The 25574-nt window shown below is 63.5% G+C and carries 22 protein-coding genes; 14 read left to right on the top strand and 8 right to left on the bottom strand.

The genetic code is table 11. The features are described from left to right. Positions 1-175: 175 nt before the first annotated feature. The 4 genes from BC360_RS06220 (at position 176) to BC360_RS06205 (ending at position 6383) form a co-directional block, all read left to right on the top strand. Complete coding sequence (locus BC360_RS06220) at positions 176-3985, top strand: peptidoglycan-binding protein (protein WP_065794626.1); 3810 nt, start codon at positions 176-178, stop codon at positions 3983-3985. Between the two features lie 247 nt (positions 3986-4232). Beyond that, entirely contained in the window at positions 4233-5159 is a 927-nt protein-coding gene (locus tag BC360_RS06215; protein WP_065794625.1) for a sulfite exporter TauE/SafE family protein, read from the top strand. Then, positions 5159-5962, top strand: a complete 804-nt coding sequence (locus BC360_RS06210) for a TIGR02186 family protein (RefSeq protein ID WP_065794624.1) — start codon at positions 5159-5161, stop codon at positions 5960-5962. Before BC360_RS06215 ends, BC360_RS06210 begins: the two co-directional genes overlap by 1 nt. A 184-nt stretch (positions 5963-6146) precedes the next feature. Then, a complete protein-coding gene (locus BC360_RS06205) occupies positions 6147-6383 on the top strand; it encodes an Lrp/AsnC ligand binding domain-containing protein (RefSeq protein ID WP_053248765.1) in 237 nt (78 codons plus the stop codon). Between the two features lie 7 nt (positions 6384-6390). Here BC360_RS06205 and pdeM read toward each other — a convergent pair whose 3' ends face one another. After that, a complete protein-coding gene (pdeM, locus tag BC360_RS06200; protein WP_065794623.1) occupies positions 6391-7116 on the bottom strand; it encodes a ligase-associated DNA damage response endonuclease PdeM in 726 nt (241 codons plus the stop codon). Between the two features lie 154 nt (positions 7117-7270). After that, positions 7271-9814, bottom strand: coding sequence for a ligase-associated DNA damage response DEXH box helicase (locus tag BC360_RS06195; RefSeq protein ID WP_065794663.1), 2544 nt, complete (start codon positions 9812-9814; stop codon positions 7271-7273). A gap of 110 nt (positions 9815-9924) precedes the next feature. Between BC360_RS06195 and BC360_RS06190 the strand changes: the two genes are divergently transcribed. Then, the gene (locus tag BC360_RS06190; RefSeq protein ID WP_065781358.1) at positions 9925-10428 is read left to right on the top strand and encodes an Rrf2 family transcriptional regulator; all 504 of its coding nucleotides are present in this window, start codon (positions 9925-9927) and stop codon (positions 10426-10428) included. A gap of 31 nt (positions 10429-10459) precedes the next feature. Beyond that, a complete protein-coding gene (locus BC360_RS06185; RefSeq protein ID WP_065781357.1) occupies positions 10460-10924 on the top strand; it encodes a carboxymuconolactone decarboxylase family protein in 465 nt (154 codons plus the stop codon). 63 nt (positions 10925-10987) lie between these two features. Here BC360_RS06185 and BC360_RS06180 read toward each other — a convergent pair whose 3' ends face one another. After that, a complete protein-coding gene (locus tag BC360_RS06180) occupies positions 10988-11623 on the bottom strand; it encodes a YitT family protein (RefSeq protein WP_065794622.1) in 636 nt (211 codons plus the stop codon). Positions 11624-11730: 107 nt separating this feature from the next. Continuing rightward, positions 11731-12669: a methyltransferase gene (locus BC360_RS06175; protein ID WP_065781355.1), complete on the bottom strand. Its 939-nt coding sequence runs from the start codon at positions 12667-12669 to the stop codon at positions 11731-11733. A 153-nt stretch (positions 12670-12822) separates the two neighbouring features. On the opposite strand from BC360_RS06175, the gene BC360_RS06170 reads away from it, so the two are divergent. The 3 genes from BC360_RS06170 to BC360_RS06160 all read left to right on the top strand — a co-directional run bounded on the left by BC360_RS06170 (position 12823) and on the right by BC360_RS06160 (position 15280). Then, on the top strand, positions 12823-13089 hold the full coding sequence (locus tag BC360_RS06170) for a DUF6460 domain-containing protein (protein WP_065781354.1): 267 nt from the start codon (positions 12823-12825) through the stop codon (positions 13087-13089). A 2-nt stretch (positions 13090-13091) separates the two neighbouring features. Beyond that, entirely contained in the window at positions 13092-13595 is a 504-nt protein-coding gene (locus BC360_RS06165; RefSeq protein ID WP_065794621.1) for a CAP domain-containing protein, read from the top strand. A gap of 326 nt (positions 13596-13921) precedes the next feature. After that, complete coding sequence (locus BC360_RS06160; protein WP_065794620.1) at positions 13922-15280, top strand: MATE family efflux transporter; 1359 nt, start codon at positions 13922-13924, stop codon at positions 15278-15280. Here BC360_RS06160 and BC360_RS06155 read toward each other — a convergent pair. Both BC360_RS06155 and BC360_RS06150 read right to left on the bottom strand, forming a co-directional pair. Continuing rightward, the gene (locus BC360_RS06155; RefSeq protein WP_065794619.1) at positions 15256-16344 is read right to left on the bottom strand and encodes a quinone-dependent dihydroorotate dehydrogenase; all 1089 of its coding nucleotides are present in this window, start codon (positions 16342-16344) and stop codon (positions 15256-15258) included. The genes BC360_RS06160 and BC360_RS06155 overlap by 25 nt on opposite strands. Continuing rightward, on the bottom strand, positions 16341-16688 hold the full coding sequence (locus tag BC360_RS06150) for a DUF952 domain-containing protein (protein ID WP_065781350.1): 348 nt from the start codon (positions 16686-16688) through the stop codon (positions 16341-16343). Before BC360_RS06150 ends, BC360_RS06155 begins: the two co-directional genes overlap by 4 nt. A gap of 122 nt (positions 16689-16810) precedes the next feature. Between BC360_RS06150 and BC360_RS06145 the strand changes: the two genes are divergently transcribed. Together BC360_RS06145 and BC360_RS06140 are read left to right on the top strand one after the other, a co-directional pair. After that, positions 16811-17230 carry a hypothetical protein gene (locus BC360_RS06145; RefSeq protein WP_065781349.1) on the top strand — a complete coding sequence of 140 codons (420 nt, stop codon included), beginning with the start codon at positions 16811-16813 and terminating at the stop codon, positions 17228-17230. Positions 17231-17307: 77 nt separating this feature from the next. After that, complete coding sequence (locus tag BC360_RS06140) at positions 17308-17958, top strand: response regulator transcription factor (RefSeq protein WP_065781348.1); 651 nt, start codon at positions 17308-17310, stop codon at positions 17956-17958. Between the two features lie 225 nt (positions 17959-18183). Here the strand turns inward: BC360_RS06140 and BC360_RS06135 are convergent, their stop codons facing one another. Further along, complete coding sequence (locus BC360_RS06135) at positions 18184-21687, bottom strand: PAS domain-containing hybrid sensor histidine kinase/response regulator (RefSeq protein ID WP_065794618.1); 3504 nt, start codon at positions 21685-21687, stop codon at positions 18184-18186. Positions 21688-21959: 272 nt separating this feature from the next. On the opposite strand from BC360_RS06135, the gene mscL reads away from it, so the two are divergent. The 3 genes from mscL to galE all read left to right on the top strand — a co-directional run bounded on the left by mscL (position 21960) and on the right by galE (position 24897). Continuing rightward, complete coding sequence (gene mscL / locus BC360_RS06130; protein ID WP_065794617.1) at positions 21960-22388, top strand: large conductance mechanosensitive channel protein MscL; 429 nt, start codon at positions 21960-21962, stop codon at positions 22386-22388. Between the two features lie 136 nt (positions 22389-22524). Next, positions 22525-23691 (top strand): pyridoxal phosphate-dependent aminotransferase, encoded by a 1167-nt coding sequence (locus BC360_RS06125; protein ID WP_065794616.1) that lies wholly within the window; start codon positions 22525-22527, stop codon positions 23689-23691. Between the two features lie 183 nt (positions 23692-23874). Further along, positions 23875-24897 carry a UDP-glucose 4-epimerase GalE gene (gene galE, locus BC360_RS06120; protein WP_065781344.1) on the top strand — a complete coding sequence of 341 codons (1023 nt, stop codon included), beginning with the start codon at positions 23875-23877 and terminating at the stop codon, positions 24895-24897. A gap of 9 nt (positions 24898-24906) precedes the next feature. Here the strand turns inward: galE and BC360_RS06115 are convergent, their stop codons facing one another. Further along, positions 24907-25224: a chorismate mutase family protein gene (locus tag BC360_RS06115; RefSeq protein ID WP_065781343.1), complete on the bottom strand. Its 318-nt coding sequence runs from the start codon at positions 25222-25224 to the stop codon at positions 24907-24909. Positions 25225-25574 lie beyond the last annotated feature (350 nt).

The raw sequence follows: 25574 nt of genomic DNA, 5'->3' as shown, positions 1-25574 counted from the left end.
CGGCTTGTTTACTACGTTTAATGAAAGGTGCGTGTTGAGATGGTCAAAGCTGCAACCGGTCCGGTCCTCGCATTGTTGTAGCTTTGCCCACGTCGGAAGTGCCGCAGGGGTGAAGGAAGCCGTTTCCTTCCGTGGCGACTTTCGAGATGGCCGACGGACAAGGGCGAAGAGCACAATGAATGGATCGCGATCAAATCCTCAGCGCGCTGGCAGCCAGAGCTATGGCGAGCGGCCGTCGCTCGACGCCCTGAACCGCACGATCGAAGGCCTCGAAGCCCGGATCGAAGGCTTGATGAACGGTGCGGGACGCGAGCAGCCACCCCGTCCGGTCGAGCGCGAGCGTCTCGCCCCCCGCGATATTCCATCCCCTCGTGATGCCGTTTCCGAAATCATGCAGCGCCAGCGGGCGCTGAGCACGTCGCCCGAGCGGCCGCCTTTGAGAGACCGTCTGCCGCAACGCGAGCCGGAACGCCTGGCTCAGCGCGAGCCCGAGCGCTATGTCGACGACATGCGGGCGCAGCCAGTGCGTGCGCCCGTCGCCCGGCCGGCCGCTGCCGTCAACGATATCGCCGAGGCGCTCGTCGGATTGCGCCAGGATCTCAAGCGCGACATCACCGACGGGCTCACCCGCGAGATGAATTCCCTGCGCGCCGAAATTCGCGGCATCAAGGCGCAGGCCCAGGACCACAGCTTCGCCGAGGACGTTCGCGGCGACATGCAGCGCCTTGCCGACAGCATCCAGCAGCTCGGCCGCCAGGCATCGCCCGCCCAGGCCGACGCGCTGCGCAGCGATTTTGACGACCTGCGCGCGATGATCGACGGGCTGGCGCGCGAAGACAGCGTTCGCCGTATGGAAAGCCGCTGGAACGGCGTCGAGGATCGGCTGATCGCTTTCGACCAGAACCGCGACGACGAACTGGTGGCGCTGGCCTACCGGCTTGACGAGATCAAGTCGCAGATCGGCGCGCTCGGCAACAGCTCTGCCGTCGATGTGCTTGAAGACAAGATGATTGCCGTTGCCCAGGCGATCGAAATGCTCGGCCGCCAGATACAGCCGGACGATCGGCGCCTGGTGTCGCAGTTCGCCGATCTCGATGCGCGGCTTGACGAAATCAGCCGGGCGATCGCAGCCAGCAGCCGCAGTGCGACCAGCCTTGACGGTGGTTTCGCCAATCGCCTGGAAACCAGGCTCGGCGACCTCTCGCGGCAGATCGACGGATTGTCCCGCCCGAACGATTCCGGTCTCGGCTCGCGCCTGGAGGCGCTGGCTGCGCGGGTCGAGGATCTCGCGAGCGAAAAGGCTGCCGCGGGGCTGGAAGAGCGCCTGGATCAGCTCTCCCTGCTGATGGAGCGCAGCCACCGGAACGCCCAGCCGGACCTGACGGGCCACCTCAACGACATTTCGCGCAAGATCGAGGCCCTTGATCAAGGCAGCGTCAACGATGCGCTGGCCGAGCGGCTCGACTATCTTGCCCGCCGGATTGACGATCTCGATACGCTGAGCGCGCATCCCGTCGCCGATCCGCGTTTCGACCGGCTCGAAGACCGTCTCGCCGGTATCGCCCAGCGGCTGGAAGAAACCTATGCGGCGCCGTTCGACGACCGCGCCGCCTTGCACAATCTCGAAGCGCAGATTGCCAATCTGTCGACCCTGGTCAGCCAGCCCCGCAGCGAGGCGGGCCCCGCCATGCCGGTGGAATTCGAGAGCCGCATGACTGCGCTCGAAGACTATTTCGCCACCAGCGACGAGTACATCGTCGAGGCTGCCCGGCAGGCGGCCGAGGCGGTGATGGAGGCCTATTCGAAAAAGGGCATGCCGCAGTCGGCAGGTGGCGGCGATCTCGCGGCGATCTCGGCGCTGGCGGAAGACCTGCGCATGCTCGAAGATCTTAGCCGCTCCAGCGAGGAGCGCACGGCACGCACCTTCGAAGCGCTGCATGAAACCCTCGTCCATATCGCCGACAAGCTCGAGCGCATCGAGGGACGCGAGCCCGCCATGGCCGCGGCGCATTACGAAGCGCCGGTGGCGCGCGAAATTCCTGCGATGCCCAAGGCAATGCAGCCGGAATTCAACGACCCCTTCAGCGGCGCCGATCTCGATGACCGCTATCAGGATCTGCAGCGCAATGTCCGCGCCCTGCAGGCGGAAGATGACGGTGTCATCGCTGCTGCCACTGCATCCGCGCCTGCAACCGCCCTCGCCGGTGACACCGCGTTTGTCGGTGGCGAAGGTCAGGTTTCGACCATAGAGCCCGATGGTGCGCGCGAACAACCGGCCGCTGCCCGCACGGGCCTGCTTGCCGGCCTCACCCGGCGCTTCTCCGGAAAGCGTGTCGACCCTGCACCGGAGCAGGTACGACAGCTCGTCGAGCCCGCCCCCTCCATCGACCCGTCCGAGATGCTGGCGCCGGAAGAGGCCAATCAGCTGCTCGAGCCCGGTTCGGGCGTTCCCGACGTCAAGAAGATCCTCGAGCGCGTGCGCGCCGGCCAGATGAACCGCGGCGGCAAACCCGCCGCTGACGGCGACAAGGCAGACTTCATTGCCGCCGCCCGCCGGGCAGCGCAGCTGGCCGTCGAGGAAGCCGATACGCTCAACAAGGCCAAGGACGGTGGCGTTGCCAGCGGCGTCGGCGGTGCCTTTGCCCGCCATCGCCGGCCGATCCTCATGGCTGTCGGCGCCGTGCTTCTGGCGATCATGTCCTATCCACTCGTCGGCACCATGCTGAAGGGCCGCGACGCGCCCATTGCCGAACCGGTGGCGATCATCGAGCAGAAAGTGGCTCCCGTCGCCGAGCAGCCGCCGATCGCCAATGAGCGAGACATCGCAGGCAACCGGGCACCTTCGTCCGCCGCCGCCGTTGCGACCGAAACACCTGTCGAAGCGCTGCAGCCCATTCCCGAAGCACCGCTCGATTCTGTCGAGAAGCCGTCAAGCGCCGTTGAGACGCCAGCCATCTCGACGCCGCCGGCCGATACGTCCGCATCGACGGTGGCGACGAACGAAACACAGGCACCGCTGCTTCAGCCAGTGCCGGAAGCCGGGGAGCCGGTAGCCGCTTCGACGTTCCAGGCCGCCCCAGTCGATGCCGCTCAGGCCGGGACCTTTGCGCCTGTGACCACGACCGCCGAGGTCGTCCTGCCGGAAGGTTTCGGTCCGGTTGCGCTGGTGACGGCTGCCAAGGGTGGCGATCCGCTGGCCTTCTACGAGATCGGCGCGCGCTTCACCGAAGGTCGCGGCGTCAAGGAAGACCTGGCGGAAGCCGCCAAATGGTATCAGCGCGCTGCAGACAGCGGCGTCGTGCCGGCCGAATACCGGCTTGCCAGCATGTACGAAAAGGGCTCGGGTCTGACGCGCGATGCGGCCAAGGCCAAGGTTCTCTATCTGAAGGCCGCCGGGCAGGGCAATGCCAGCGCCATGCACAATCTTGCCGTGATGCTGGCCAGCGGTCGCGACGGCTCGCCGGATTTCGCCGCGGCGACGAACTGGTTCGCCAAGGCAGCCGAGCTTGGCATCCGCGACAGCCAGTTCAACCTGGCGGTGCTCTATGCCCGCGGCAACGGCGTGCCACAGGATCTGGAAGCATCCTACAAATGGTTTGCCGCCGCCGCCCGGGAGGGCGACATGGATGCCGCCGCCAAGCGCGACGAAGTGGCCAAGGCGATGAAGCCGGAGCAGCTTTCGCGTGCAAAGGCCAACGCCGATGCCTGGAAGCCGCAGCCGGTCGACGCCAAGGCGAACGCGGTCGACGTGCCGGATGCCTGGGTGGGCCCGGCCAACAAGACCGCCTCGATCGACATGGGCAAGGCCATTCGCAACATCCAGGCCATCCTCAACAACAACGGCTTCGACGCCGGCAAGCCGGACGGCCAGCTGGGCAAGAAGACAGTTGCGGCGATCAAGGCCTTCCAGACATCGGTTGGCCAGGAGCCGACCGGTGAAATCACCGACCAGCTGGTGAAGGAATTGCTCAAGCGCAATTCCTGATCCGGCAGGGTTTGCCGCCGCAATAAAGCCGCAGAGCCGGGTGACACGGTTCGTGGAACCGAAGCTGTCTGCCATGTGGCTGAAAAGGTTGACAGCTCCGGCGTAGGAGCGCATGACGGAAGCCTATGCCATCTCGCCTTCGGGAGAGGTGTCGGCTTTCAGAGATAATCCCCCCTCCGTGGTGAATTGCTTGCCACTGTGACGTTTTTCGCCCGCACCGCGGGCCGTTGGCATATTGAGGTCCGGCGTGACGATTTATCTGCCCATCGCAGAGTTGTCGGTGAACATACTCATCATCCTCGGCATGGGTGCGGCCGTCGGCTTTCTCTCAGGCATGTTCGGCGTCGGCGGCGGGTTCCTGATCACGCCTCTCCTGATCTTCTACAACATTCCGCCCGTGGTCGCTGTCGCGACCGGCGCCAACCAGGTCGTGGCATCGTCGATATCAGGCGCCATCACCCATTTCCGGCGCGGCACGATCGACATCAAGCTCGGCACGGTGCTTCTGTGCGGCGGTCTTGCCGGCGCGACGCTCGGTGTCTGGCTCTTTTCATTCTTGCGTCGGGCCGGTCAGCTCGATCTCGTCATCTCGCTGCTCTATGTGGTGCTGCTGGGCTCCGTCGGCAGTCTGATGCTGTGGGAAAGCGTGCGCGCGATGCGCAAGGCGGCCAAGAACCAGGCGACGCCGCTGCGCCGCCCGGGCCAGCACAACTGGGTGCACGGGCTGCCGCTGAAGATGCGGTTCAAGAAATCGAAGATCTATCTGAGCGTCATTCCCGTCGCGGCCCTTGGTTTCTGCATCGGCATCCTGACATCGGTCATGGGTGTCGGCGGCGGCTTCATCATGGTCCCGGCGATGATCTATCTCCTGCGCATCCCGACCAATGTCGTCGTCGGCACCTCGCTGTTCCAGATCATCTTCGTTTCCGCCTACACGGTCATCGTCCAGGCCTCGACCAACTATACCGTCGATATCGTGCTCGCCTTCGTGCTGATGATCGCCGGCGTCATCGGTGCGCAATATGGCGTGCGGGTCGGACAGAAGCTGCGCGGCGAGCAGTTGCGCGCGCTGTTGGCACTGCTCGTGCTTGCCGTCGGCATCCGTCTGGCGGTCGAACTCGTCATTCCGCCGAAGGACATCTATTCCGTCGTGTCAGCGGGGTTCGGTTTCTGATGATCCGTCTCGCCCGCATCGCCCTTGCAGCCCTGATCTTGGCTTTCGCGGCTCCCGCCGCCGCCCAGCTGCAGGACGAGAATGCCAACGACTTCACCGAAAAGCTGGAGATCGGCATCTCGACCGACGAGATCGCCATCACCTCGGATTTCCGTGGCGCCGACCTGACGATCTTCGGTGCGGTCGACGGCTTCGACGCCAATCTCCTGGTGCAGGGCAAGTACAACATCATCGTTTCGCTCGAGGGTCCGAAGGACAATGCGACGGTGCGCAAGAAGGAGCGCGTTTTCGGCATATGGGTGAACACCAGCTCCATGACCTTCGAGCTGGTGCCGGAATCCTATTCGCTGTCGAGCACGCGTGACATCGAGACGATCGCCCCGCCGGGCGAAATGGGCAATATGGGCATCGGTGTCGATCATATGCGGCTCGTGCCGCTCGGCTTCGTCGGTGACGGCAGCAATCTCGGCGAGTTCCGCAATGCCTTCCGCCGCATCCGCGAGACCAGCGGCGTCTATGAGCGCGATCCGGGCGGCGTGCAGTTCATCAGCTCCAGCCTGTTCAAGGCGTCGGTGCGCCTGCCGGCCAACGTGCCGAACGGGGTGCATGTGGTGCGCGCCTATCTCTTCCGCGACGGCACCTTCGTCGCCGCCAAGGCACTGCCACTGCGCGTGGTCAAGACGGGCGTGGAGCAGGTGATCACACAGACGGCGCATCAGCAGCCGCTCTTCTACGGCCTGTTTGCGGTGCTGCTCGCTGTCATCACCGGCTGGGGCGCGAGCCTGCTCTTCCGCAAGGAATAGTCTTTGACGGCATCCAGCCGACGTTCCCTTTTGGGCGCCGGGCGGCTAAAGAAGGCCTACTGCACAATTCCCTAAATCGGAATCGATTTAGGGGCAAAATTATGCAGCAACTCAAAGTGTTACAGCGGCCCTTGCGCGTCTAAATAGACGCGCGGCGCTGTAAGGCAGAAACAGAGGAAACTCCATGAAACCGATTTTCGTCCAGTTGCAGTGCGCTCCCGGCAAGACCTACGAGGTTGCCGACGAGATCTACCGCAAGGAGATCGTTTCGGAAATGTATTCGACGAGCGGCGACTACGACCTCTTGCTCAAGATCTACATTGAAGAAGGCCAGGACATCGGCAAGTTCATCAACGACAACATCGCCACGGTTCCCGGCATTTCCCGATCGCTGACGACGCTGACCTTCAACGCGTTCTGACGGATGCTCAAGCGATCAGGTTCGTGAAGCGGACCGAATAGATCCGGTCGCGACCGAGCATGTGGGCGACCAGCTTGGCGCGATCGAACAGGCCGCTCATTGCCCGGTGGCGCAGGTCGAGGCCACCGGTGGTGACGCCGAAGGCCGGCATCAGCAGCCTCGTCCCATCGGTGGCAAAGCAGGCCCGTCGCACCGATTTCTCCCGCCGAACAACGGTCGCCGCCGGGTGCAGGTGGCCGGCAACTTCCCCTGACGCCTCGCCCCTCGACGGTTCATGGCGAAAGGTGAGGCCCGCGTGGCGGAATTCGTCCAGCGATATGCCGGGCAGGCCGCAGGTGCCATCGGGGTCATGGTTGCCATTGATCCACACCCACTCCCGCCCCATCGCCATCGCCGCGATCATGTGGCGGAAGGTATCGGGCATTGCCGCCGAACCCACCCGGTCGTGGAAATTGTCGCCGAGGCTGATGATCAGTCTGGGGTCATGGCGGGTGATCGCCGCTTCGAGCACGCGCAGGGTGGCGAGCGTGTCGTAAGGCGGCAGCATCATGCCGCGCCGCGCGAAGGCCGATCCCTTTTCCAGGTGCAGATCGGAAACGACGAGCGTTCGCGTCTCCGGCAAATAGAGGCTGCCGAGAGGATCGCAGACGGCTTCGACGCCGTGGACGATGGCGCGCGCGGAGACCGCCGTGCTGTCTGCTGGAGCCGATAGTGCGTGAGCAAGCCTGTGCATGCGTCGTCTCTTCACTGTCCTTACAGCGCCGCGCGTCAAACAGGACGCGCAAAGGACGCTGTAACACTTTAAATTTTCTGCATAATTTCGTCCTTAAATCGGATCCGATTTAAGGAATTATGCAGCAGCGTGTTCGCGCGAACACGGGGCTATTCTATAGCGGCTCGCCGCCCAGCGCTTCGTTGATCAGGTCGTCGGCGGCTTCGGAAAGCAGGAAGTCCTGCGCCTCGCCCTGAACTGCCTCCTTGCCGATCTCCAGCATCACGGGGACGGCAAGCGGCGAAATCCGGTCGAGCCGGCGATGGGTGATGTGGCCCTTGATTCGCTTCAGCATATCCCCGAGGCGGCCGATGTCCAAAAGCCCCGTCGCCGCATCGTTGCGTGTTGCCTCCAGCAGCAGGTGGTCCGGCTCGTGCGCGCGCAATACGTCGTAAATGAGGTCGGCCGAAACGGTCACCTGGCGGCCGGTCTTTTCCTTGCCGGGGTGCCGCTGGTCGATCAGCCCGGCGATGACCGCGCAGTTGCGGAAGGTGCGCTTCAGCAGAAACGATTCGTTCAGCCAGGCCTCGAGATCGTCGCCGAGCATGTCTTCGTCGAAGAGGTCGGCGAGCGCCTTCCGGCGCAGCTGGAACATCGCGCCGAGATCATCCAGTGCCCAGACCGCAAGCGAATAGTCGGTGGCGACGAAGCCGAGCGGCTTCAGACCGGCGCGGTCGAGCCGACGGGTCAGCAGCATGCCGAGCGTCTGGTGCGCCAGCCGTCCCTCGAAGGCGTAGATCACCATGTAATGCCGGCTGCCGCGCGGAAAGGTCTCGATCAGCAGCTCGTCTTCGCGCGGCAGCATCGACACGTCCTTCTGCAGCGACAGCCAGTCGCGCACCTGTTCGGGAAGTGCTGCGCGCCGCGCCGGATCAGCCAGCATCTTGCGTACCTGTTCGGCGAGGTAGGTCGACAGCGGAAATTTGCCGCCGGCATAGCTCGGCACCTTCGGGTCGAAGGAGAAGGCCTGACTGACGAGACATTCGTTTTCGCGGATGCCTTCGAAACGCAGCACCTTGCCTGAAAACAGGAACGTGTCGCCTTGGGAGAGCATCTCGAGGAAATATTCCTCGACCTTGCCAAGCGACATGCCGCCGCGGCCGAGCGAGCCGCGCTGGTTGCGCTTGACCATGCGCACGTTCAGCATCGGCGATTCGACGATGGTGCCGACATTGAGACGATATTGCTGCGCGACCAGCGGATTGGAAACGCGAAAGAGCCCCTCCTTGGTCTTGCGGATACGGGCGTAGCGCTCGTAGGTCTTCAGCGCATAGCCGCCTGTCGCGACGAAATCGACGACGCGTTCGAAGGTTTCCCAGGTGAGCGACGCATAGGGCGAGGCGCTGGTGATCTCCTCGTAGAGCGACAGCGGGTCGAAGGGCGCGGCGCAGGCCATGCCCAGCACATGCTGGGCAAGCACGTCGAGCGCACCCTTGCCGACCGGCGGCGTATCCTGCGCACCGATGTAGTTGGCGTCGAGCGCCGCCTGGCACTCCATCACCTCGAAGCGGTTGGCCGGCACCAGGATCGCCTTAGAGGGTTCGTCCATGCGGTGGTTGGCGCGGCCGATGCGCTGGGCAAGCCGGCTTGCCCCCTTCGGCGCCCCGACATGCACAACGAGGTCGACATCGCCCCAGTCGATGCCGAGGTCGAGCGTCGAGGTGGCAACGACGGCGCGCAGCCGGTTCTCCGACATCGCGGCTTCGACCTTGCGCCTTTGGGCGACGTCGAGCGAGCCGTGGTGAAGCGCGATCGGCAGGTTGTCGTCGTTGATGGTCCAGAGCTCCTGGAAGACAAGCTCCGCCTGGCTGCGGGTATTGACGAAGAGCAGGGTGGTGCCGTGCTTCTTGATGGCGGCGTAGACGTCGGCGATCGCATAGCGCGCCGAATGTCCAGCCCAGGGCACGTGTTCGTCGGTACGCAGGATGGTGATCTCAGGCTTGGCGCCACCCTTAACGGTCACGAGACCGGCATGGTCGTTCCTCTCCGGCGACTGCGGCGAAAGCCAGCGCTGCAGGTCCATCGGGTCGGCGACCGTCGCCGACAACCCGATCGTCTGCAGCTCGGGCGCCAGCCTGCGCAGCCGGGCAAGGCCGAGCGACAGCAGGTGTCCGCGCTTCGAGGTGACCAGCGAATGCAACTCGTCGAAGACGACGTAACGCAAATCCCTGAAGAAGCGTTCGGCCTCGCCGTTTGCAAGCAGCAGGGCCAATTGCTCCGGCGTCGTCAGCAGGATGTCTGGCGGGTTGAGCTTCTGGCGCTGGCGTTTGCCCTGCGGCGTGTCACCGGTGCGGTTCTCGACGCGCACCGGCAGGCCCATCTCGTCGACCGGCTTCGTCAGATTGCGTTCGATGTCGACGGCCAGGGCCTTCAGCGGCGAGAGGTAGAGCGTGTGAATGCCTGTAAAGACAGAGCCCGGCGGAATTTTTCCGCGTCGCGTGAGGTCGACAAGGGAGGGCAGAAAGCCGGCAAGCGTCTTGCCGGCGCCGGTCGGCGCGATCAGCAGCGTGCTTTCGCCGGCCTCCGCCCGCGCCAGCAATTCCAGCTGGTGGGCGCGGGGCTGCCAGCCTTTCTCGCCGAACCAGCGAAGGAAGGGGGCGGGCAAGGTCAGTGCATCGCCTTGCTTGAGCGGGGAATCGATCCTGTTCACGGAGAACAAACGTAGATCAAATCCGGCAAAAGAGAAGCCCGCCTGATCGGCGATCCGCACGGCGATTGACTCATTGTCTAATCATGGATAAAAGATATCCACGATTAGGGGGAGGACGAATGAAACTCGGGGACGGTGTCGAGCAGGCGATCCACAGTGTGACGATGCTGAGCTGTCTTCAGCCCGGCAGCACGCTGTCGGCGGCGGCGCTTGCCGAATTTCACGGGGTTTCCGTGAGCTATCTGCTGAAGCACCTGCAGGCGATGTCCGGGGCAGGGCTGCTCGAAGCCGTGCCCGGCCCAAAGGGCGGCTACCGTCTTGCCCGAACGCCGGAAAAGATCAGCCTGCTCGATATCGTGCTTGCGGTTGAAGGGCCGGAGCCGGCGTTCCGCTGCAACGAGATCCGGCTGCGCGGCCCCAATCCCTATGCCTGCAAGCCGAAGGCACCGTGCACGATCAACGTCGCGATGCTGAAAGCCGAGCAGGCCTACCGCGCCGAGCTGCAGCGCGTGACCATTGCCGACATCATGGACGACCTCAGCGCCAAGGACGACGGCAGCGTCGCGGCGCGAACCAATACTTTTCTGGCGGTCAACGAACGCAAGTCGGCCGCCGGCGCCTGAAACCCCAAGCCCCCACCTGAAGGAGAAGACCATGCATCCGCGTTTGAACCCCGTCAAAGCCGCCCCCGACGCCTACAAGGCTGCGGCAGCCTTCGAAAGCTACATCGTCAAGGAATCGGGGCTGGACCCGCGCCTGATCCACCTGATCAAGCTGCGCGCCTCGCAGATCAACGGCTGTGCCTATTGCATCGACATGCATGTGAAGGAGGCGCGTCATACGGGCCTCAGCGAGCAATGGATCCACCTGATCTGCGCCTGGCGCGAATCGCCGATCTACGACGCCCGCGAACGTGCGGTATTGGCCTGGACCGAAGCGCTCACCAACCTTGCCCAGACCGGTGCGCCCGACGCCGACTTCGAGCCCTTGAGGGAGCATTTCAACGAGGCGGAGATCACCAAGATCACCATGGCGATCGGCGTCATCAATGTCTGGAACCGGGTCGCCGTCGGCCTGCGGTCGCAGCATCCGGTCGACGCACCGGCAAAGGCCGCCTGATACCCCTGAGGTCGGCCCACAGTATAGCCCCGAAGTTTTTTCGGGGCTATCGGAGCTGACGTTTTAGAGTGCGATGTAACGATCGGCGCGGTGGTTGATGGCCACGAACAGGTTGAGGACGACCGCGCCGAGCACCGACCACGCGACGACCGCGGGGGTCGTGACGCCGAAGGCAGCGACCAGCACGACCATGTCGATGGCAAGCTGCACCAGCCCGGCGCGAACGCCGAAACGCTCCTGCAGGTAGATGCCGAGAATGCCGACGCCGCCGAGGCTTGCGCGGTGGCGGTAGAGCGCCAGGAGGCCGTAGCCGAGAAGCAGGCCGCCGATGAGCGCCGCCCAGGCCGGGTGGATATCGCCGATCTGGAACAGGCGCGACTGGATGTCGGTGAGGAACGAGGTCACGCCGATGGCGATGAAGGTTTTGATCGTGAAGGCAGGCCCAAGCCGCTTCAGCGAAAGATAGAAGAACGGCAGGTTGAGCAGGAAGAAGGCGAGGCCGAAGTTCACACCGGTTGCGTAATGCAGCAGGAAGGCGACACCGGCGGTGCTGCCGGTGAGCAGCCCGGCGCTTGCCAGGAAATAAAGGCCGAGCGCGGCGATCAGGCTGCCGGAGAAGATGCCCTGCAGGTCCTCGATCGGCGTGTGCCGGGTCGGGCTGGTGTTCCAAAGACCGAAAACGCTGCTGCTCTGAGCCATGGCAAAACCTCGATTGCGATGCGCCAAGCAATGCTGCAACGCACAAAAACAATCAAGAAAATTATGTCAGCAATGCTGACATAATTCTGCGTACCAGCCCTGCGTTTTTAAGCAGGCTTGCGGGCGAGAAACAGGATGCCCGAGACCGGCTTCCCGGCATCCATGCGGATGACGGTGCGCTCGACGGCCACCATGTCCAGGCCGTGGGATGCGAGAAGGTCGCGGATATAGGCCTCGCTATGAGCGTAGCGCAGCGACGGGCGCAGGACGAAACCGTCGTCTGCGCCTGCATCCTCCACCGAGAAGGCAAACAGGCCCTGGCTGGAAAGCAGCGCGCCGACGATCTCGGCGACGCCATCAAGGCTGCCGAGATACATCAGCACGTCGGCGGCGCTGACGAGATCGGCGCGAGCCGCAGCAAAGTTGCCGAACACACCCGATTGTTCAGGAGGCAACGACAGGTCGGCTCGCGCCAGCCGGTCATAGATGGCCTTCGTCTCCGCCTTCACCAGCATGTTGGCGGAAATATCGAAGCCTTCGAGAAACGCCGCGCGCTCGCGGATGCGCTCGCCGAACAGGCCGGTGCCGCAACCGAGATCGACGACATGCTCGAAATGCGCGCCCGCCGTTGACTTCTCGATCAGCGCAGCGAGCTTTTCCGGGACGCTGTAATCGAGCTTCTCCACCAGCGCGTGGTCGAAGCGGTCGGCGTAGTCGTCGAAAAGCCGCTCGACATAGAGGCTCGGCGGCTGTTCCGGCACCTCGGTGGCGCCCAGCAGCGCCAGCTTCAGGCCGGCGCCGAAAATGTCCTTCGGGTTGAGGCGCAAGGTTTTGCGCAGCGCGTCGATTGCCGCCTCTTTCCGGCCCGATTTTTCCTCATAGTCCGCCAGCCGGAACCAGCCGGCAGCCCATTCAGGAACACGCTCGAGCGCCTGGGCCATGAGATCGGCCGCGCTCTCGGGCTCGCCGGCTTCGGCAAGCATTTTTGCGTAGTCGGCGCGGCGATCGGCGATCAGGTCGCCGGAGGAGAGCTGGTTGAGCGTCATCAATGTGAGATGTTGGTTGCGATCAGCGCTTCTGACGCCGGACCGGGCAAAACACAAGCGGAATCTGCAAGCCGGGCACCAGCCCGCCTTTTGCGGTGACTTGCGAGGGTGCGAATGGCAGCTTATGTGAAGGGAAACAGGAGTATTTCGCCGATGTCGGACGGAGTGAACAGATTTTTGGGGGATTCGCCGCTGCGCGTCCTCGTCAAGCTCGTCGTGGTGTCGATCCTCGTCGGGTTCGTCATGACCGTTTTCGGCTGGTATCCCGCCGACATCTATTTCGGCATCCGCAACTTCCTGCTCGACCTCTGGCACACGGGCTTTTCCGCTCTCGGCCGGGTCGGCGACTACCTGCTGCTCGGTGCTGCGATCGTCATTCCCGCCTTCCTCATCCTGCGTGTCATGAGCTACCGGCGTTGAGCATGAAGGATCAGCTTTTCTTCATCGAGCGGCGCGGCTTTCTGCGCGCCGGCGCCGTCCTTTCGCTAGGCGTGCTCGCCGGCTGCACGACATCCAATGTGCTGACGCTCGGAAGCGGCACCGGCAGCGACCAGACCGAGGCGAGCCTCGGCCATGTCAACGCCCTGCGCAAGAACAAGGGCCTGTCGCCGCTGGTGGCGGACAAGGCGGCCTCCGTCGCCGCCATGAGCCAGGCGGCCAGAATGGCCAAGGTCGGCAAGATGCAGCACCTGATCGGCTGGAGCGACAGTTTCTACGACAGGATGAAAAGCCAGGGCGTGACGCTGCCGGCCGCCGAAAACATCGCCATGGGCCAGGACGACGCCGAACGCGCCTATGACGCCTGGTACAAATCACCGAAGCATCTGGAAAACATGCTCGGCACCTATCGCGGTCTCGGCGTGGCCGTGGCGCAGAACGCGGCTTCGGGGAACCGGCCCTATTGGGCCATGGTGCTGGCGGGCTAAAGGCGCGCCACCTACGTCTCAATGAGCCCCTCATCCGGCCTGCCGGCCACCTTACTCCCCGCACGCGGGGAGAAGGAAATCCGCCGCGCTCGCTCGAACCTACAATTACCGTTCTCGACGTCGTGTTGTTTGGCGACAGCGGATGCGAAATGATGTTTCTGCGGCTGATGCACGTCCCCTCTCCCCGCAGGCGGGGAGAGCGTTAGCGGTGAGGGGCCCTTGCGGCGCCGAGGCATCGATTGCTGTGACCGCCCGCAGCACCTTGCGTCCACCTATCCTTCTTCCCTAAAACGGTCGTCACTCACCCATCACGCCGGGACCGTTCGATGACCGCCGCTTCTCCCGCTTCGCCGAGCGATCCCGCCGGCCCCTTCCACGTCACACATCGTCTGATCCTGGCGATCGCGCTGCCGATGACGCTGGGCTTTCTCACCACGCCGTTGCTCGGCCTCGTCGGTACGGCGGTTGTCGGTCGCATGGGCCAGGCGACGCTGCTGGCCGGGCTTGCGGTCGGCGCCGTGATGTTCGACCTGATCTTCACCACCTTCAATTTCTTGCGCGCCGCCACGACCGGCCTTGTCGCGCAGGCCTATGGAAGGGTCGACCGGTGCGAACAGCAGGCCGTCTTCTGGCGCTCGCTGGTGATCGCGCTGGTGGCCGGTGTCGCGCTCGTCGCCCTGTCGCCGCTTCTTCTTGCCGGTGGTCTCTGGTTGATGGGCCCGCCAGCGGAAGTGGAGGCCGTGACCCGCACCTATTTTCTCTGGCGTATCCTGTCCGGTCCGGCGGCCCTTGCCAATTACGCCATCCTCGGCTTCGTGCTCGGGCGTGGCGAAGGCACGATCGGTCTGATGCTGCAGACGCTGATCAACGGCATCAACATCGTACTGTCGATCCTGCTCGGGTTGGTCTTCGGCTGGGGTGTCGCCGGCGTTGCGATTGCAACTGTCACCGGCGAGGTGATTGGCGCCTTGGCCGGTTTTGCCATCGTCTACGGTCGTTTCGACCGGAAAGACGCGCCAAGCTGGGCGATGATCTTCGATCGCCAACGGCTGAGACCGCTGTTCGGGCTCAACCGCGATATCATGATCCGCTCCTTTGTGCTGCTTGCCGCCTTCACGCTGATGACGCGCATCGGCACGGCCTTCGGCCCGGTGACATTGGCAGCAAACGCGGTGCTGATGACCATCTTTCTGGTGGCCGGCTACTATCTCGATGGTCTTGCCAATGCGGCCGAGCAGCTGATCGGTCGCTCGATCGGCGCGCATTACCGTCCGGCCTTCGATCGGGCGCTGAAGCTGACGGCCGCCTGGTCGTTCGGCCTTGCCGCCCTGACGACCGTGGCGTTCCTACTCTTCGGCAGCGGGCTTGTCGACCTGCTGACGACGGCGCCGGATGTCCGCGCGGTGGCCTACGAGTATCTGCCTTGGGCGGCGCTGACGGCGATGACCGGCGCGCTCGCCTTCCTGATGGATGGCGTTTTCATCGGCGCCACCTGGTCGCGCGAGATGCGCAACATGATGCTGGCGGCCTTTGGCGGATATGTCGCCGCGCTGGCGATCCTTGTCCCCGCCTTCGGCAATCACGGCCTATGGGCGGGGCTCAACCTGTTTCTTTTGATGCGCGGCCTGTTCCTGCTCGCCAGAATTCCGGCGAAGGCGGGTCAGGCCTTTCGCTCGGCCCAGTAGTCGAGGCGGCTGTCACGAAGGTCGCGGATCGACGTCAGCCCTTCGCGATCGCAGAGATCGGAAAGTCCGCGCACGATCCGGCCGGGCAGGGCAGGGCCCTCATAGACCATGCAGGAATAGAGCTGCACCAGATCGGCGCCGGCACGGATCTTTTCTGCAGCCGTTTCAGCCGAGCTGACGCCGCCGACGCCGATGATCGGCAGATCCGGACCGACGCGCTTGCGCATCCGGGCAAGCACCGCCGTCGATTTCTCGAAAAGCGGTTTGCCGGAAAGGCCGCCCGCTTCCTTTGCCTGGGCCTGGTCTTTGAGGCCGTCGCGCGAAAGCGTCGTGTTTGACACGATGAGACCGTCGAGCTTATGCGCCAGAACCTCGGCCGCGATGTCGTCCATGCCTTCCTCGGTCAGATCGGGCGCGATCTTGAGGAACACGGGCACGACCCTCCCGCCGCGGGATGCCTCTTCGTCGCGCGCGGCAAGCACGGCCGACAGCAACGCGGCCAGGCTTTCGCGCGCCTGCAGGTCGCGAAGGCCGGGCGTATTGGGCGAGGAGATGTTGGCGGTGAAATATTTGGCCACCGAATAGAAGGTATGGATGCCACTGACATAGTCGCCGATGCGGTCGGCGCTGTCCTTGTTGGCGCCGATATTGACGCCGATCAGCGCATCGCGCGAGCAGGCCTTCAGACGCGCCAAGGCTGCGCCATGGCCCTCATTGTTGAAGCCGAGGCGGTTGATCACCGCTTCGTCTTCCACCAGGCGGAAGATGCGCGGCTTGTCGTTGCCCGATTGCGGGCGCGGCGTCACGGTGCCGATTTCGGTAAAGCCGAAGCCGATCTTCAAGAGCGCTTCCGGCACTTCGGCATTCTTGTCGTAACCGGCAGCCATGCCGAGCGGATTGGGGAAGGTGAGGCCGGCGATGGTCTGGGCGAGCCGCTTGTCCTGCCTGGTCGGACAACCCGGCACGAGGCCGGTTTTCAACGCCTTGATCGACAGGCCGTGGGCGGCTTCCGGATCGAAGAGGAAAAGCCCGCGGCGGGCGAGGCTGGCAAAAGGATTGTTCATGCGTCGAGTTCCGGGAAGACGTGAAGGCCATCCGCGCCAAGCGGCAGCGGCTTTTCCCACAAGACGGCCGAAAGGAACAGCGGTGCGTAGAGATGCGGGAAGAGGGCACCGCCGCGCGATGGCTCATAAACCAGCTCTTCGCCCAGCGCATCGCCATCGACCGCGATCAGCAGCAGGCCTTCCTGCCCTTCGAAGTGGCGAGCGGCGGTTTCGATCGCCTGTTCGCCCGTCGAAAAATGGATGAAGCCGTCGGCGAGATCGACGGGCGCTCCATCGAAGCGGCCGGTACGCTTGGCTTCCTGCCATAGTGCGGCCGGAACGATCTTGTATATGATTGAGCTCATGATGCCCGCTTATCCGTCGTGATGTTCTGTCGTGGCCTTGCCGCAAATATCGGCGATTGTCCATTGCTGAAGGTCGTTCACCGGCGGATTTCCGCCCGCATGTCCGCAACGGAGAGGAAATCATGAAAAGAGCAATCGCAGTTCTGCTGATCGGTGCCGGCCTTGGCCTTGCCGGAGGCGCGTGCGCCCAGGAACCGGCTCCAGGTCGCTACAGCATGCAGAAGTCGGAGACCGGCATTGCCCGGCTCGACACCCAGACCGGCGAGGTCTCGCTCTGCCAGGAGAGGGATGGCCAGCTCGTCTGCCGCATGGCCGCCGATGAGCGCACAGCCTTCGAGCTGGAGATCGATCTCCTGACCAAGCGGGTGGAAGCGCTGGAAAAGGCTGTCGAATCCGGTGGAGCCGTCGCAAAACCGGACCTTCCGACCGATGAAGAGATTGACCGGACAATGGGCATCATGGAAAGAATGATGCGCAAGTTCATGGATATCGTGAAGGATCTTGAAGGCAGCAGCGACGGAGCGTCGCCGCAGAAGACCTGAGGGGTCGGACGGACCGTGCGGCTGCGACCGACGTTTGGAGGCGTCGGTTGTAGCCGAAGCTCTTGGGAGGGAGCGACATGACGCCGGACATGACCATCATCATCGCAGACGATCACCCGCTGTTTCGCGGCGCCATGCGGCAGGCATTGAGCGGCATGGCCGGCGCGCCTGGTATCGTTGAAGCCGGCGATTTCGCCGCCGCGCGCAAGGCCGCCGCCGATTGTCCCGACGCCGACCTGATGCTGCTCGACCTGACCATGCCTGGTGTCAGCGGCCTTTCGGGCCTGATCGCGCTTCGCGCCGAATTTCCAAGCCTGCCGGTCATGGTGGTTTCCGCCCATGACGATCCGGCGACGATCCACCGGGCGCTCGATCTTGGCGCCTCCGGCTTCCTGTCGAAATCGGCGGGGATCGAGGAGATCCGCAACGGCATCGAGAAAGTCATGGCCGGCGAAGTCTTCGTGCCGGCCGGCTACGATCAGGGGCAGGAATACGAGCCCGAGGTCGCCGATCTCCTGCAGCGGCTGCAGACACTGACGCCGCAGCAATCGCGCGTGCTCAGCATGCTTGGCGAGGGCCTGCTCAACAAGCAGATTGCCTACGAGTTAGGAGTCTCCGAGGCCACCATCAAGGCGCATGTGTCGGCCATCCTGCTGAAGCTCAATGTCGACAGCCGCACGCAGGCGGTCATCCAGCTTTCGAAGATCGGCACGGTGGCCGCCGCCTGAAGCAAGACCTTCTCGATGACCACTGCATAATTCCTTAAATCGGAATCGATTTAAGGAGAAAATTATGCAGCAGATTTAAGGCGTTACAGCGTCCTTTGCGCGTCATATTTGACGCGCGGCGCTGTAGAGCGTTTCCGGTTTAAACGGAACCGCAGAAACGCTCTATCTCTTTGTTTCTACGCATTCCCTGACGGAAAACCGCTTCGCACTTTTCCTGGAAATGTTCTATTCCGCGGCCGCCTTTGCCGTCGTCGAGAGTTGGGTAAGCCATGCCCGCATCGCGGCGGGACGAACCGGCTTGTTCTGCAGGCCGACGCCGTCCCGCTCCGCCGCTCCGCGCACTTCCGGCGACCGGTCGGCAGTCACCAGCAATGCCGGTATGTTTTCACCGAACAGTGCCCGGATGCGCGCGATCGCGTCAATGCCGGTGCCGTCGTCGAGATGGTAGTCGGCAATGATGGCGTGCGGACGCGCCTGGGCGGACGTCGACATCTCGGTGCAGGCGGCAAGCGATTCCGCTGTCGTGACGATACAGCCCCAGCCCGACAGCAGCACCCGCATGCCTTCGATGATGCGCGGCTCGTTGTCGATGCAGAGCACGCGCAGGCCGTTGAGTGCCTCGCTGGCCTTGGTCGTCGGCACTGGCCCTGCGGCCACGCGCTCGCCGGCATTCGCGTCGAGCGGCACCGTGACCTTGAAGCCGGTGCCCTTGCCGGGCTTCGACTGTAGGCTGACGGGATGATTGAGCACACGAGAAATTCGATCGACGATGGAAAGCCCGAGACCGAGGCCCGACGCGGTGCGGACGCCTTCGTCGAGCCGCGCGAATTCCTTGAAGACGGTCCTGAATTTCGATGACGGGATGCCGATGCCGGAATCGAGTACCTCGATCGTCGCCATCTTGCCGCGTCGGCGCACGCCAACCAGCACCTTGCCTCTGAGCGTGTATTTGACGGCGTTCGACACGAGGTTCTGCACGACACGCCTGAGCAGGTTCGGGTCCGTGCGCACCACCAGCGACGTCGGCATGACGACGAGTTCGAGATCCTTCGCCCGTGCCATCGGTGCAAAGTCGGTCTCGACGCGGCGCAGCAGGTCGTTGAGAGGCACGGACTGCAGGCGCGCCTTCATCGCCCCGGTATCGAGGCGGGAGATATCGAGCACGGCGCCGAGAATGGCTTCCACCGACTCCAGCGAGGAGTCGATGTTTTCCACCAGCGTGCTGTTGTCCGATTCCCCCAGCCGCTCCACCAGCGAGGACGAGTAGAGGCGAGCGGCATTGAGCGGCTGCAGGATGTCGTGGCCGGCGGCGGCGAAGAAACGTGTCTTGCCGATATTAGCCTCTTCGGCGGCGGCGCGCGCCTCGGCCAGTTCATGGTTCACGCGCGTCAGTTCGCCGGTGCGCTCGGCCACGCGAAGCTCCAGCGTTTCGTTCGCCTGCTTGAGTGCCATGTCGGCCGCAACGCGCTGGGTGATGTCGGTATAGGTCGTGACGATGCCCTTGTCCGGCATGGCGTTGGTGCGCACTTCGATGATGTGCTGGCGGTTTCCAAGCTCCAGCAGGAACGGCTTGTCGAGCGTCAGGAAGTTGGCGATCAGCCGCTTCTCGTCCTCTTTGCGAATGTCGCCCCGCTTGGTCAGGATCGCAACGATGTCGGCAAGCGGGAAACCCACCTGACCGGCGGCCTCCGGCAGCTCAAGCAATTGCCGGAAGCGCCGGTTCCAGATGATCAGGTTGTTGGCATTGTCGAAGACGGCAATGCCCTGGTCCATCTGCGAAAGCGCGGTCTGCAGCATGTCCTGATTGTATTGCAGCGCTTCGCTTGCCTGGTCGAGCAGCCAGGCGGTATCCGACGACGTGTCGTCGACCCGCTGCAGCACCAGCGAAAAGACGAGACGGGCCGAGGACGATCCGATGGCGCTGCCGAGCAGTTGTTCTGAAAAATGCACCAGCGCCATGTCGGCCTGCGCGTTGTCGTCGAGCCAGCGGCCGGACTGGCGCTCATAGGTATGGAACGAACGCTGCATGCGCTCATCACCCATGTAGCGGGCGATCGTCGCCTTGAGGTCGCGAACGGTGACCTTCGTCTTGCGGCCGCGAAACGCTCTTTCGCTGCGCGAGCGTCGGGTGATGAAGACCCCGGCCTGGAAACGTTCCAGCGGCTTGGGTGCGCGCGTGAGCGAGGCGAGCACGTAGGTGGTCAGATTGACGAGCAGGCTGAGGGTGGTGGCGTTGACCAGCGGATCGGCGTCAGGCCCGGAGAAGACGTCGGTGAAAGGCAAGAGGAAGCTTAGGACCGTCGTTGCGACATGCGAATTGTCCGGCCCGCCGAGGCTTGGCAGGAAAAGCAGATAGGCCCAGACGAGGAAGCCCGAGACCATGCCGGTGATGGCGCCGCGGGCATTCGCCTGCCGCCAGACGAGGCCGCCGAGCAGCGATGGCGCCATCTGCGAAATGGCAACGAAGGAGAGGAGGCCGAGCGAGGCGAGGCCAGCGCTGATATCGGCCGAGCGGTAATAGGCATAACCGAGCAGCAGCACGACGAAGATCGCCGTGCGGCGAATGTTGAGCAGCGTGCCAGCGAGGTTTTCCTGCAGCCCGCCACGCTGGCCGAGATTGCGGCGCAGGAAAACCGGCATGACGATGTCGTTGGAGATCATGATCGACAACGCCACGGAAGCGACGATGACCATGGCGGTCGCTGCCGAAAAGCCGCCGATGAAGGTGATCAGCGTCAACAGCGGCAGGCCGTTGGCGAGCGGCAGCGTCAGCAGGTAGAGGTCGGCGTCGCCGGATCCCGAGAAGGTCAGGATACCGGCAATCGCGATCGGCAGAACGAAGAGATTGATGGCGACGAGATAGAGCGGAAAGAGAATCCCGGCGGTGCGCAATTCGCCTTCGGTGCGGTTCTCGACGACGGTGACATGAAACTGCCGCGGCAGCATGATGATCGCAAAGGCCGATGTGACGATCAGCAGGATCCAGCGCGCGATCGGGGTCTCGTAGGAAAGCGCCTGTTCGACCGCCGGGCTCTGCTGGGCGAGTGTCCACAGATGCGTCGGCCCGTCGAAAATCACGAAGACGATGTAGAGGCCGGCGGTGATCAGCGCCACCAGCTTGACGACCGATTCCATTGCGATCGCGAGGATCAGACCGTCCTGATGTTCGGTCGCGTCCGTATGGCGCGTACCGAAGACGATGGCGAAGCACGCGAGGAACAGGGTGACGAGAAGCGGCAGGTCGATGAAGCTTTGCCCGGCGCCGATGCCGTAATCGCTGGTGTTGATCATCGCCGCGACCGAGCTGGAGATCGCCTTCAGCTGCAGCGCGATATAGGGCACGGCGCCCACCAGCGAGATCAGCGCGACGATCGCCGCAACCGCCGGGTTCTTGCCGTAGCGCGCCGCGATGAAGTCGGCGACGGAGGTCAGCTTTTCGGTCTTGGCCAGCCGGATGATCTTGCGGATCAGCGGCATGCCGAGTGTGAACATCAGGATCGGACCGATATAGATGCCGGTGAACTCGAGGCCGCGCTCGGCCGCAAGACCGATGCCACCGAAATAGGTCCAGGACGTGCAATAGATCGCAAGGCTCAGCGCATAGACCAGCGGCCTGCCTTTGACCGCAGTGCTTTTCCTCCTGGCCCGCCGGTCGCCGTAGCTTGCGACTGCGAAAAGCAGCAGCAGATAGGCGAAGGCTGACGCGAAGATGACCGAACCCGAGAGCATGCCTCATTCCTCCAAGGGCAAGCATAGGCCAACTGCAAGAGGTTGAGAATTGCCTCGGGCATCAGTCTTAAGTTCAAGACCGTGCTGCAGAAAGTCCGCGAGTTGTGGTTGCAGTCAGGCGCCGCTCGTTGTCGGGCAACTTGCTTGCATGCGATTTGATCAAAGGCAAAGAAAGGTTTCCTCGTTGCCCGCTTTGGTTTAGTTTCCGTCAACGGTTGCAGCGCGGGACAGCGCCGGCGGTCGCTTTCAACGGGGATAATACGGAGAGACGCATGCTGAATGAGTTCAAGGAGTTTATTGCCCGCGGGAATGTCATGGATCTCGCGGTGGGTGTGATCATCGGTGCCGCTTTCAGCAAGATCGTCACGTCGGTCGTCGAAGACCTGGTGATGCCCATCGTCGGTGCGCTGACCGGCGGCGGTTTCGATTTCTCCAACTACTTCCTGCCGCTCTCGGCCAACGTGACGGCGACGTCTCTCGCCGCTGCCCGCCAGCAGGGTGCTGTCTTTGCCTACGGCAACTTCATCACCGTCCTCATCAACTTCCTGATCCTCGCCTGGATCATCTTCCTGATGATCAAGGTGGTGAACCGCGTGCGCGCATCGGTCGAAAAGCAGAAGGAATCCGAACCGGCCGCCCCGCCGCCGGAAGATGTCCGGCTGCTTTCGGAAATTCGCGACCTCTTGAAGCAGCGCGCCTGAGTTTCCCCTTCCCGCGGGCTCCGGCGTCGGCCGGCGCCCGCGAAACATCACAGAAATCAATAAACCGGTCAGATAAAGTCGCGTGATCGCAAGTGCGAAAGCGGCTAGAAGCGACGGGCAATTTAGGAGCCCGTCGATGACCATCATGACCACCATCAGCCCTCGTGCACTCTCGGCGCCGGAAAGCGGCATCGTCGAGGTCGTGAACTATGCCCGTGGGCGCGATGGTCTGATCCCGCTATGGGTGGGCGAGGGCGATCTTTCGACGCCGACTTTCATTTCCAAGGCCACCAGCGAGGCCCTTTTGGCCGGCGAGACCTTCTACACCTGGCAGCGCGGCATCCCGCCGCTGCGCGAGGCGCTGTCCCGCTATTACCAGCGCCGGTTCCAGAAGGTCCTGTCGCCGGAACACTTCTACGTCACCGGATCGGGGATGCAGGCAATCAAGCTTTCGATCGAGGCGATCACTTCGCCAGGCGATGAAATGGTGCTTTTGACCCCGGCCTGGCCGAACTTTGCCGCAGCCGCGGAATTGTCGGGCGTCAAGCCGGTCTCGGTGCAGCTGCGCTTCGAAAACGGCAAATGGCAGCTCGACCATGAGCGGCTCGAAGCGGCGATCGGCCCGAAGACCAAGGCGCTGTTCATCAACACGCCGTCGAACCCGACCGGTTGGACCGCGAGCCACGACGATCTGCGTGCCATCCTTGCGCTGGCGCGCAAGCACGGTCTTTGGATCGTCGCTGACGAGATCTATGCGCTCTATCATTACGCCGGCGGCCGGGCGCCTTCTTTCCTTGATGTGATGGACGACGACGATCGCATCATCTTCGTCAACTCCTTCTCCAAGAACTGGTCGATGACCGGTTGGCGCGTCGGCTGGATCGTTGCCCCGCCGGCAATCGGCCAGGTGCTTGAAAACCTGGTGCAGTATGCGACCTCAGGTGTGGCGCAGTTCATGCAGCGCGGCGCCGTGGTGGCGCTGGACGAGGGGGATGCTTTCGTCGACGCCAACATCGCCAAGGCGGCACAGAGCCGTGACCTCTTGTGCGATGCGCTGATTGCCACCAATCGGGTCGAGACGCTCAAGCCGGACGGCGCGCTCTACACGTTCCTCAAGATCGACGGCGTCACGGATTCGCGCGCCGCGGCCATCGACATCGTCGACAAGACCGGCGTCGGCCTTGCGCCGGGAACCGCCTTCGGCGATGGCGGCTCGCTGTTCATGCGCGCCTGTTTCCTGCGTGATCCGGCTCAGGTCGCAGAAGCGGCAAACCGCCTGCAGAGTTACATTCTCGGCCGGTAGTGAGCGGCCGTGGCAAAGGCCGGCGGGCGCCAGATGCCCTGCCGACCTTTCGGCGTGATCATTTCTTAACCCTACAACAAGGAATTGTGGTCCTGCTGCCGTGCAGACGTACGGCCTTTACCTATTCCGAAAGCATCAGTGAGCTTTGCTGTCTCCAATGTTCCAGGGAACGGGAAGCAGCGAATGGCCGTGTTGGTAACGGGCGGTGCCGGCTATATCGGCAGCCACATGACGTGGGCGTTGCTCGACGCGCACGAGGATGTGGTCGTGCTCGATCGGCTGTCGACCGGTTTCCGCTGGGCCGTGCCGCCCGAGGCGCGCTTCTATCGCGGCGATGCCGGCGACAAGGCTTTGCTGGCGCGTATCTTCGACGAGAACGGCATCGATGCCGTCGTGCATTTCGCAGGTTCGGCGATCGTTCCTGAATCAGTTGCCAGCCCGCTCGCCTATTACGAAAACAACACCGCCAACACGCGCACGCTGATCGAGGCTGGCGTGAAGGCGGGGATCGGCCGTTTCGTTTTCTCGTCGACGGCTGCCGTCTACGGTAGCCAGGACGGCGAGGACCCGGTGTGCGAGACGGCGGCCCTCCACCCCGAAAGCCCCTATGGGCTGTCGAAGCTGATGGCCGAGTTGATCCTGCGGGATGCGGCCGTGGCCCACGATTTCAGCTATGTGGCGCTGCGCTACTTCAACGTCGCCGGCGCCGATCCGTTGGGCAGGACAGGTCAGTCGACAATCGGCGCGACGCATCTGATCAAGGTCGCCTGCGAAGCGGCGCTCGGCAAGCGGCTGAAGGTCGATATCTACGGCACTGACTATTCGACGCCCGATGGCACCGGTGTTCGCGACTACATCCATGTGACCGACCTCGTCGAAGCCCATATGCGCGCACTCGCCTATCTCAAGGCCGGTGGCGAGCCGCTGATCAGCAATTGCGGCTACGGTGAGGGTTTTTCCGTGTTGCAGGTCATCGACACCATCAGGCGCGTCTCCGGCCGTGACATAGCGGTCGAGCACGGGCCGCGGCGGCCGGGCGATATCGCGCGCATCGTCGCCGATCCCTCACTGGCGCGGCTGAAGCTTGGTTGGGTGCCGGCCCATGCGAGCCTTGAGGAAATCGTCGAGAGCGCCTTCGCCTGGGAGCAGCATCTGGCACGCAAGAACAGCTACGACCTACCGCGCCCGAAGATGCGGCTGGTCTGAAATCCTTGATCAGGGCGTCTGATCGTTGCTCGTTTCGCCCAGTATCTTCTGTTCATGCGCGATCGCGTGGTTGATCAGCCGCGCCCAGATTTCCTCGTAGAAATCCGGGTCCAGGTTCTGGCTTTCGGCATTCTTGCGGGCGTTCTCGCGCACTTCCATGACCCGCGCGGGGATATCAGCCTTCAGCTTCAGTGGCCGTTTGATCTCCGCAGCGCGGTCGATATAGCCCCAGCGCTCGGCGAAAAGCGCCATCAGCGCCTGATCGAGCCGATCGATCTCTGCGCGCACATCGGCCATGGTCGTGCACTCGGCTGGGGTCTTTTGCATCTGTCTCGTCCGGTTGCGGCAGTGATGCCTTGCGTCCGCATGGGCACGCGGCGCTCATGCGGCGCACTGCTAACAAACGGCGGGTGATCTGAGAAGAGGCAACAGGGTCGCACGGTGCCGGTGCCATCGGGTCGATGGTCACCTGGTGCCACCGGAGCGGTGGTCACCCGGTGCCACCGGGGCGGTGGTCACCTCAGCAGGCGATCGCTTGGCGGGGGAGGAGGGTGCGGTCCTGTCTCCGTCCGCGGCGATCGCCTGCTGACGTGTTGGGAAAAGCTAACCCGCCAAGCTTGAGCGAGGCTTTTTGCCCTGTCACATGAAGATTACAATCAGGTGCCGATCATCAGCTT

It is taken from the genome of Ensifer sp. LC163, from assembly GCF_001695855.1.
Lineage (GTDB): Bacteria > Pseudomonadota > Alphaproteobacteria > Rhizobiales > Rhizobiaceae > Ensifer.
The sequence above is the reverse complement of the archived record's forward strand: the minus strand, read 5'-3'. Positions and strand labels throughout refer to the sequence as shown.

Coding starts and splice junctions, on each gene's coding strand:
- BC360_RS06220 (WP_065794626.1), top strand. CDS start 176: ATGAATGGATCGCGATCAAATCCTCAGCGCGCTGGCAGCCAGAGCTAT.
- BC360_RS06210 (WP_065794624.1), top strand. CDS start 5,159: ATGATCCGTCTCGCCCGCATCGCCCTTGCAGCCCTGATCTTGGCTTTC.
- BC360_RS06205 (WP_053248765.1), top strand. CDS start 6,147: ATGAAACCGATTTTCGTCCAGTTGCAGTGCGCTCCCGGCAAGACCTAC.
- pdeM (WP_065794623.1), bottom strand. CDS start 7,116: ATGCACAGGCTTGCTCACGCACTATCGGCTCCAGCAGACAGCACGGCG.
- BC360_RS06190 (WP_065781358.1), top strand. CDS start 9,925: ATGAAACTCGGGGACGGTGTCGAGCAGGCGATCCACAGTGTGACGATG.
- BC360_RS06185 (WP_065781357.1), top strand. CDS start 10,460: ATGCATCCGCGTTTGAACCCCGTCAAAGCCGCCCCCGACGCCTACAAG.
- BC360_RS06180 (WP_065794622.1), bottom strand. CDS start 11,623: ATGGCTCAGAGCAGCAGCGTTTTCGGTCTTTGGAACACCAGCCCGACC.
- BC360_RS06175 (WP_065781355.1), bottom strand. CDS start 12,669: ATGACGCTCAACCAGCTCTCCTCCGGCGACCTGATCGCCGATCGCCGC.
- BC360_RS06170 (WP_065781354.1), top strand. CDS start 12,823: ATGTCGGACGGAGTGAACAGATTTTTGGGGGATTCGCCGCTGCGCGTC.
- BC360_RS06165 (WP_065794621.1), top strand. CDS start 13,092: ATGAAGGATCAGCTTTTCTTCATCGAGCGGCGCGGCTTTCTGCGCGCC.
- BC360_RS06160 (WP_065794620.1), top strand. CDS start 13,922: ATGACCGCCGCTTCTCCCGCTTCGCCGAGCGATCCCGCCGGCCCCTTC.
- BC360_RS06155 (WP_065794619.1), bottom strand. CDS start 16,344: ATGAACAATCCTTTTGCCAGCCTCGCCCGCCGCGGGCTTTTCCTCTTC.
- BC360_RS06150 (WP_065781350.1), bottom strand. CDS start 16,688: ATGAGCTCAATCATATACAAGATCGTTCCGGCCGCACTATGGCAGGAA.
- BC360_RS06145 (WP_065781349.1), top strand. CDS start 16,811: ATGAAAAGAGCAATCGCAGTTCTGCTGATCGGTGCCGGCCTTGGCCTT.
- BC360_RS06140 (WP_065781348.1), top strand. CDS start 17,308: ATGACGCCGGACATGACCATCATCATCGCAGACGATCACCCGCTGTTT.
- BC360_RS06135 (WP_065794618.1), bottom strand. CDS start 21,687: ATGCTCTCGGGTTCGGTCATCTTCGCGTCAGCCTTCGCCTATCTGCTG.
- mscL (WP_065794617.1), top strand. CDS start 21,960: ATGCTGAATGAGTTCAAGGAGTTTATTGCCCGCGGGAATGTCATGGAT.
- BC360_RS06125 (WP_065794616.1), top strand. CDS start 22,525: ATGACCATCATGACCACCATCAGCCCTCGTGCACTCTCGGCGCCGGAA.
- galE (WP_065781344.1), top strand. CDS start 23,875: ATGGCCGTGTTGGTAACGGGCGGTGCCGGCTATATCGGCAGCCACATG.
- BC360_RS06115 (WP_065781343.1), bottom strand. CDS start 25,224: ATGCAAAAGACCCCAGCCGAGTGCACGACCATGGCCGATGTGCGCGCA.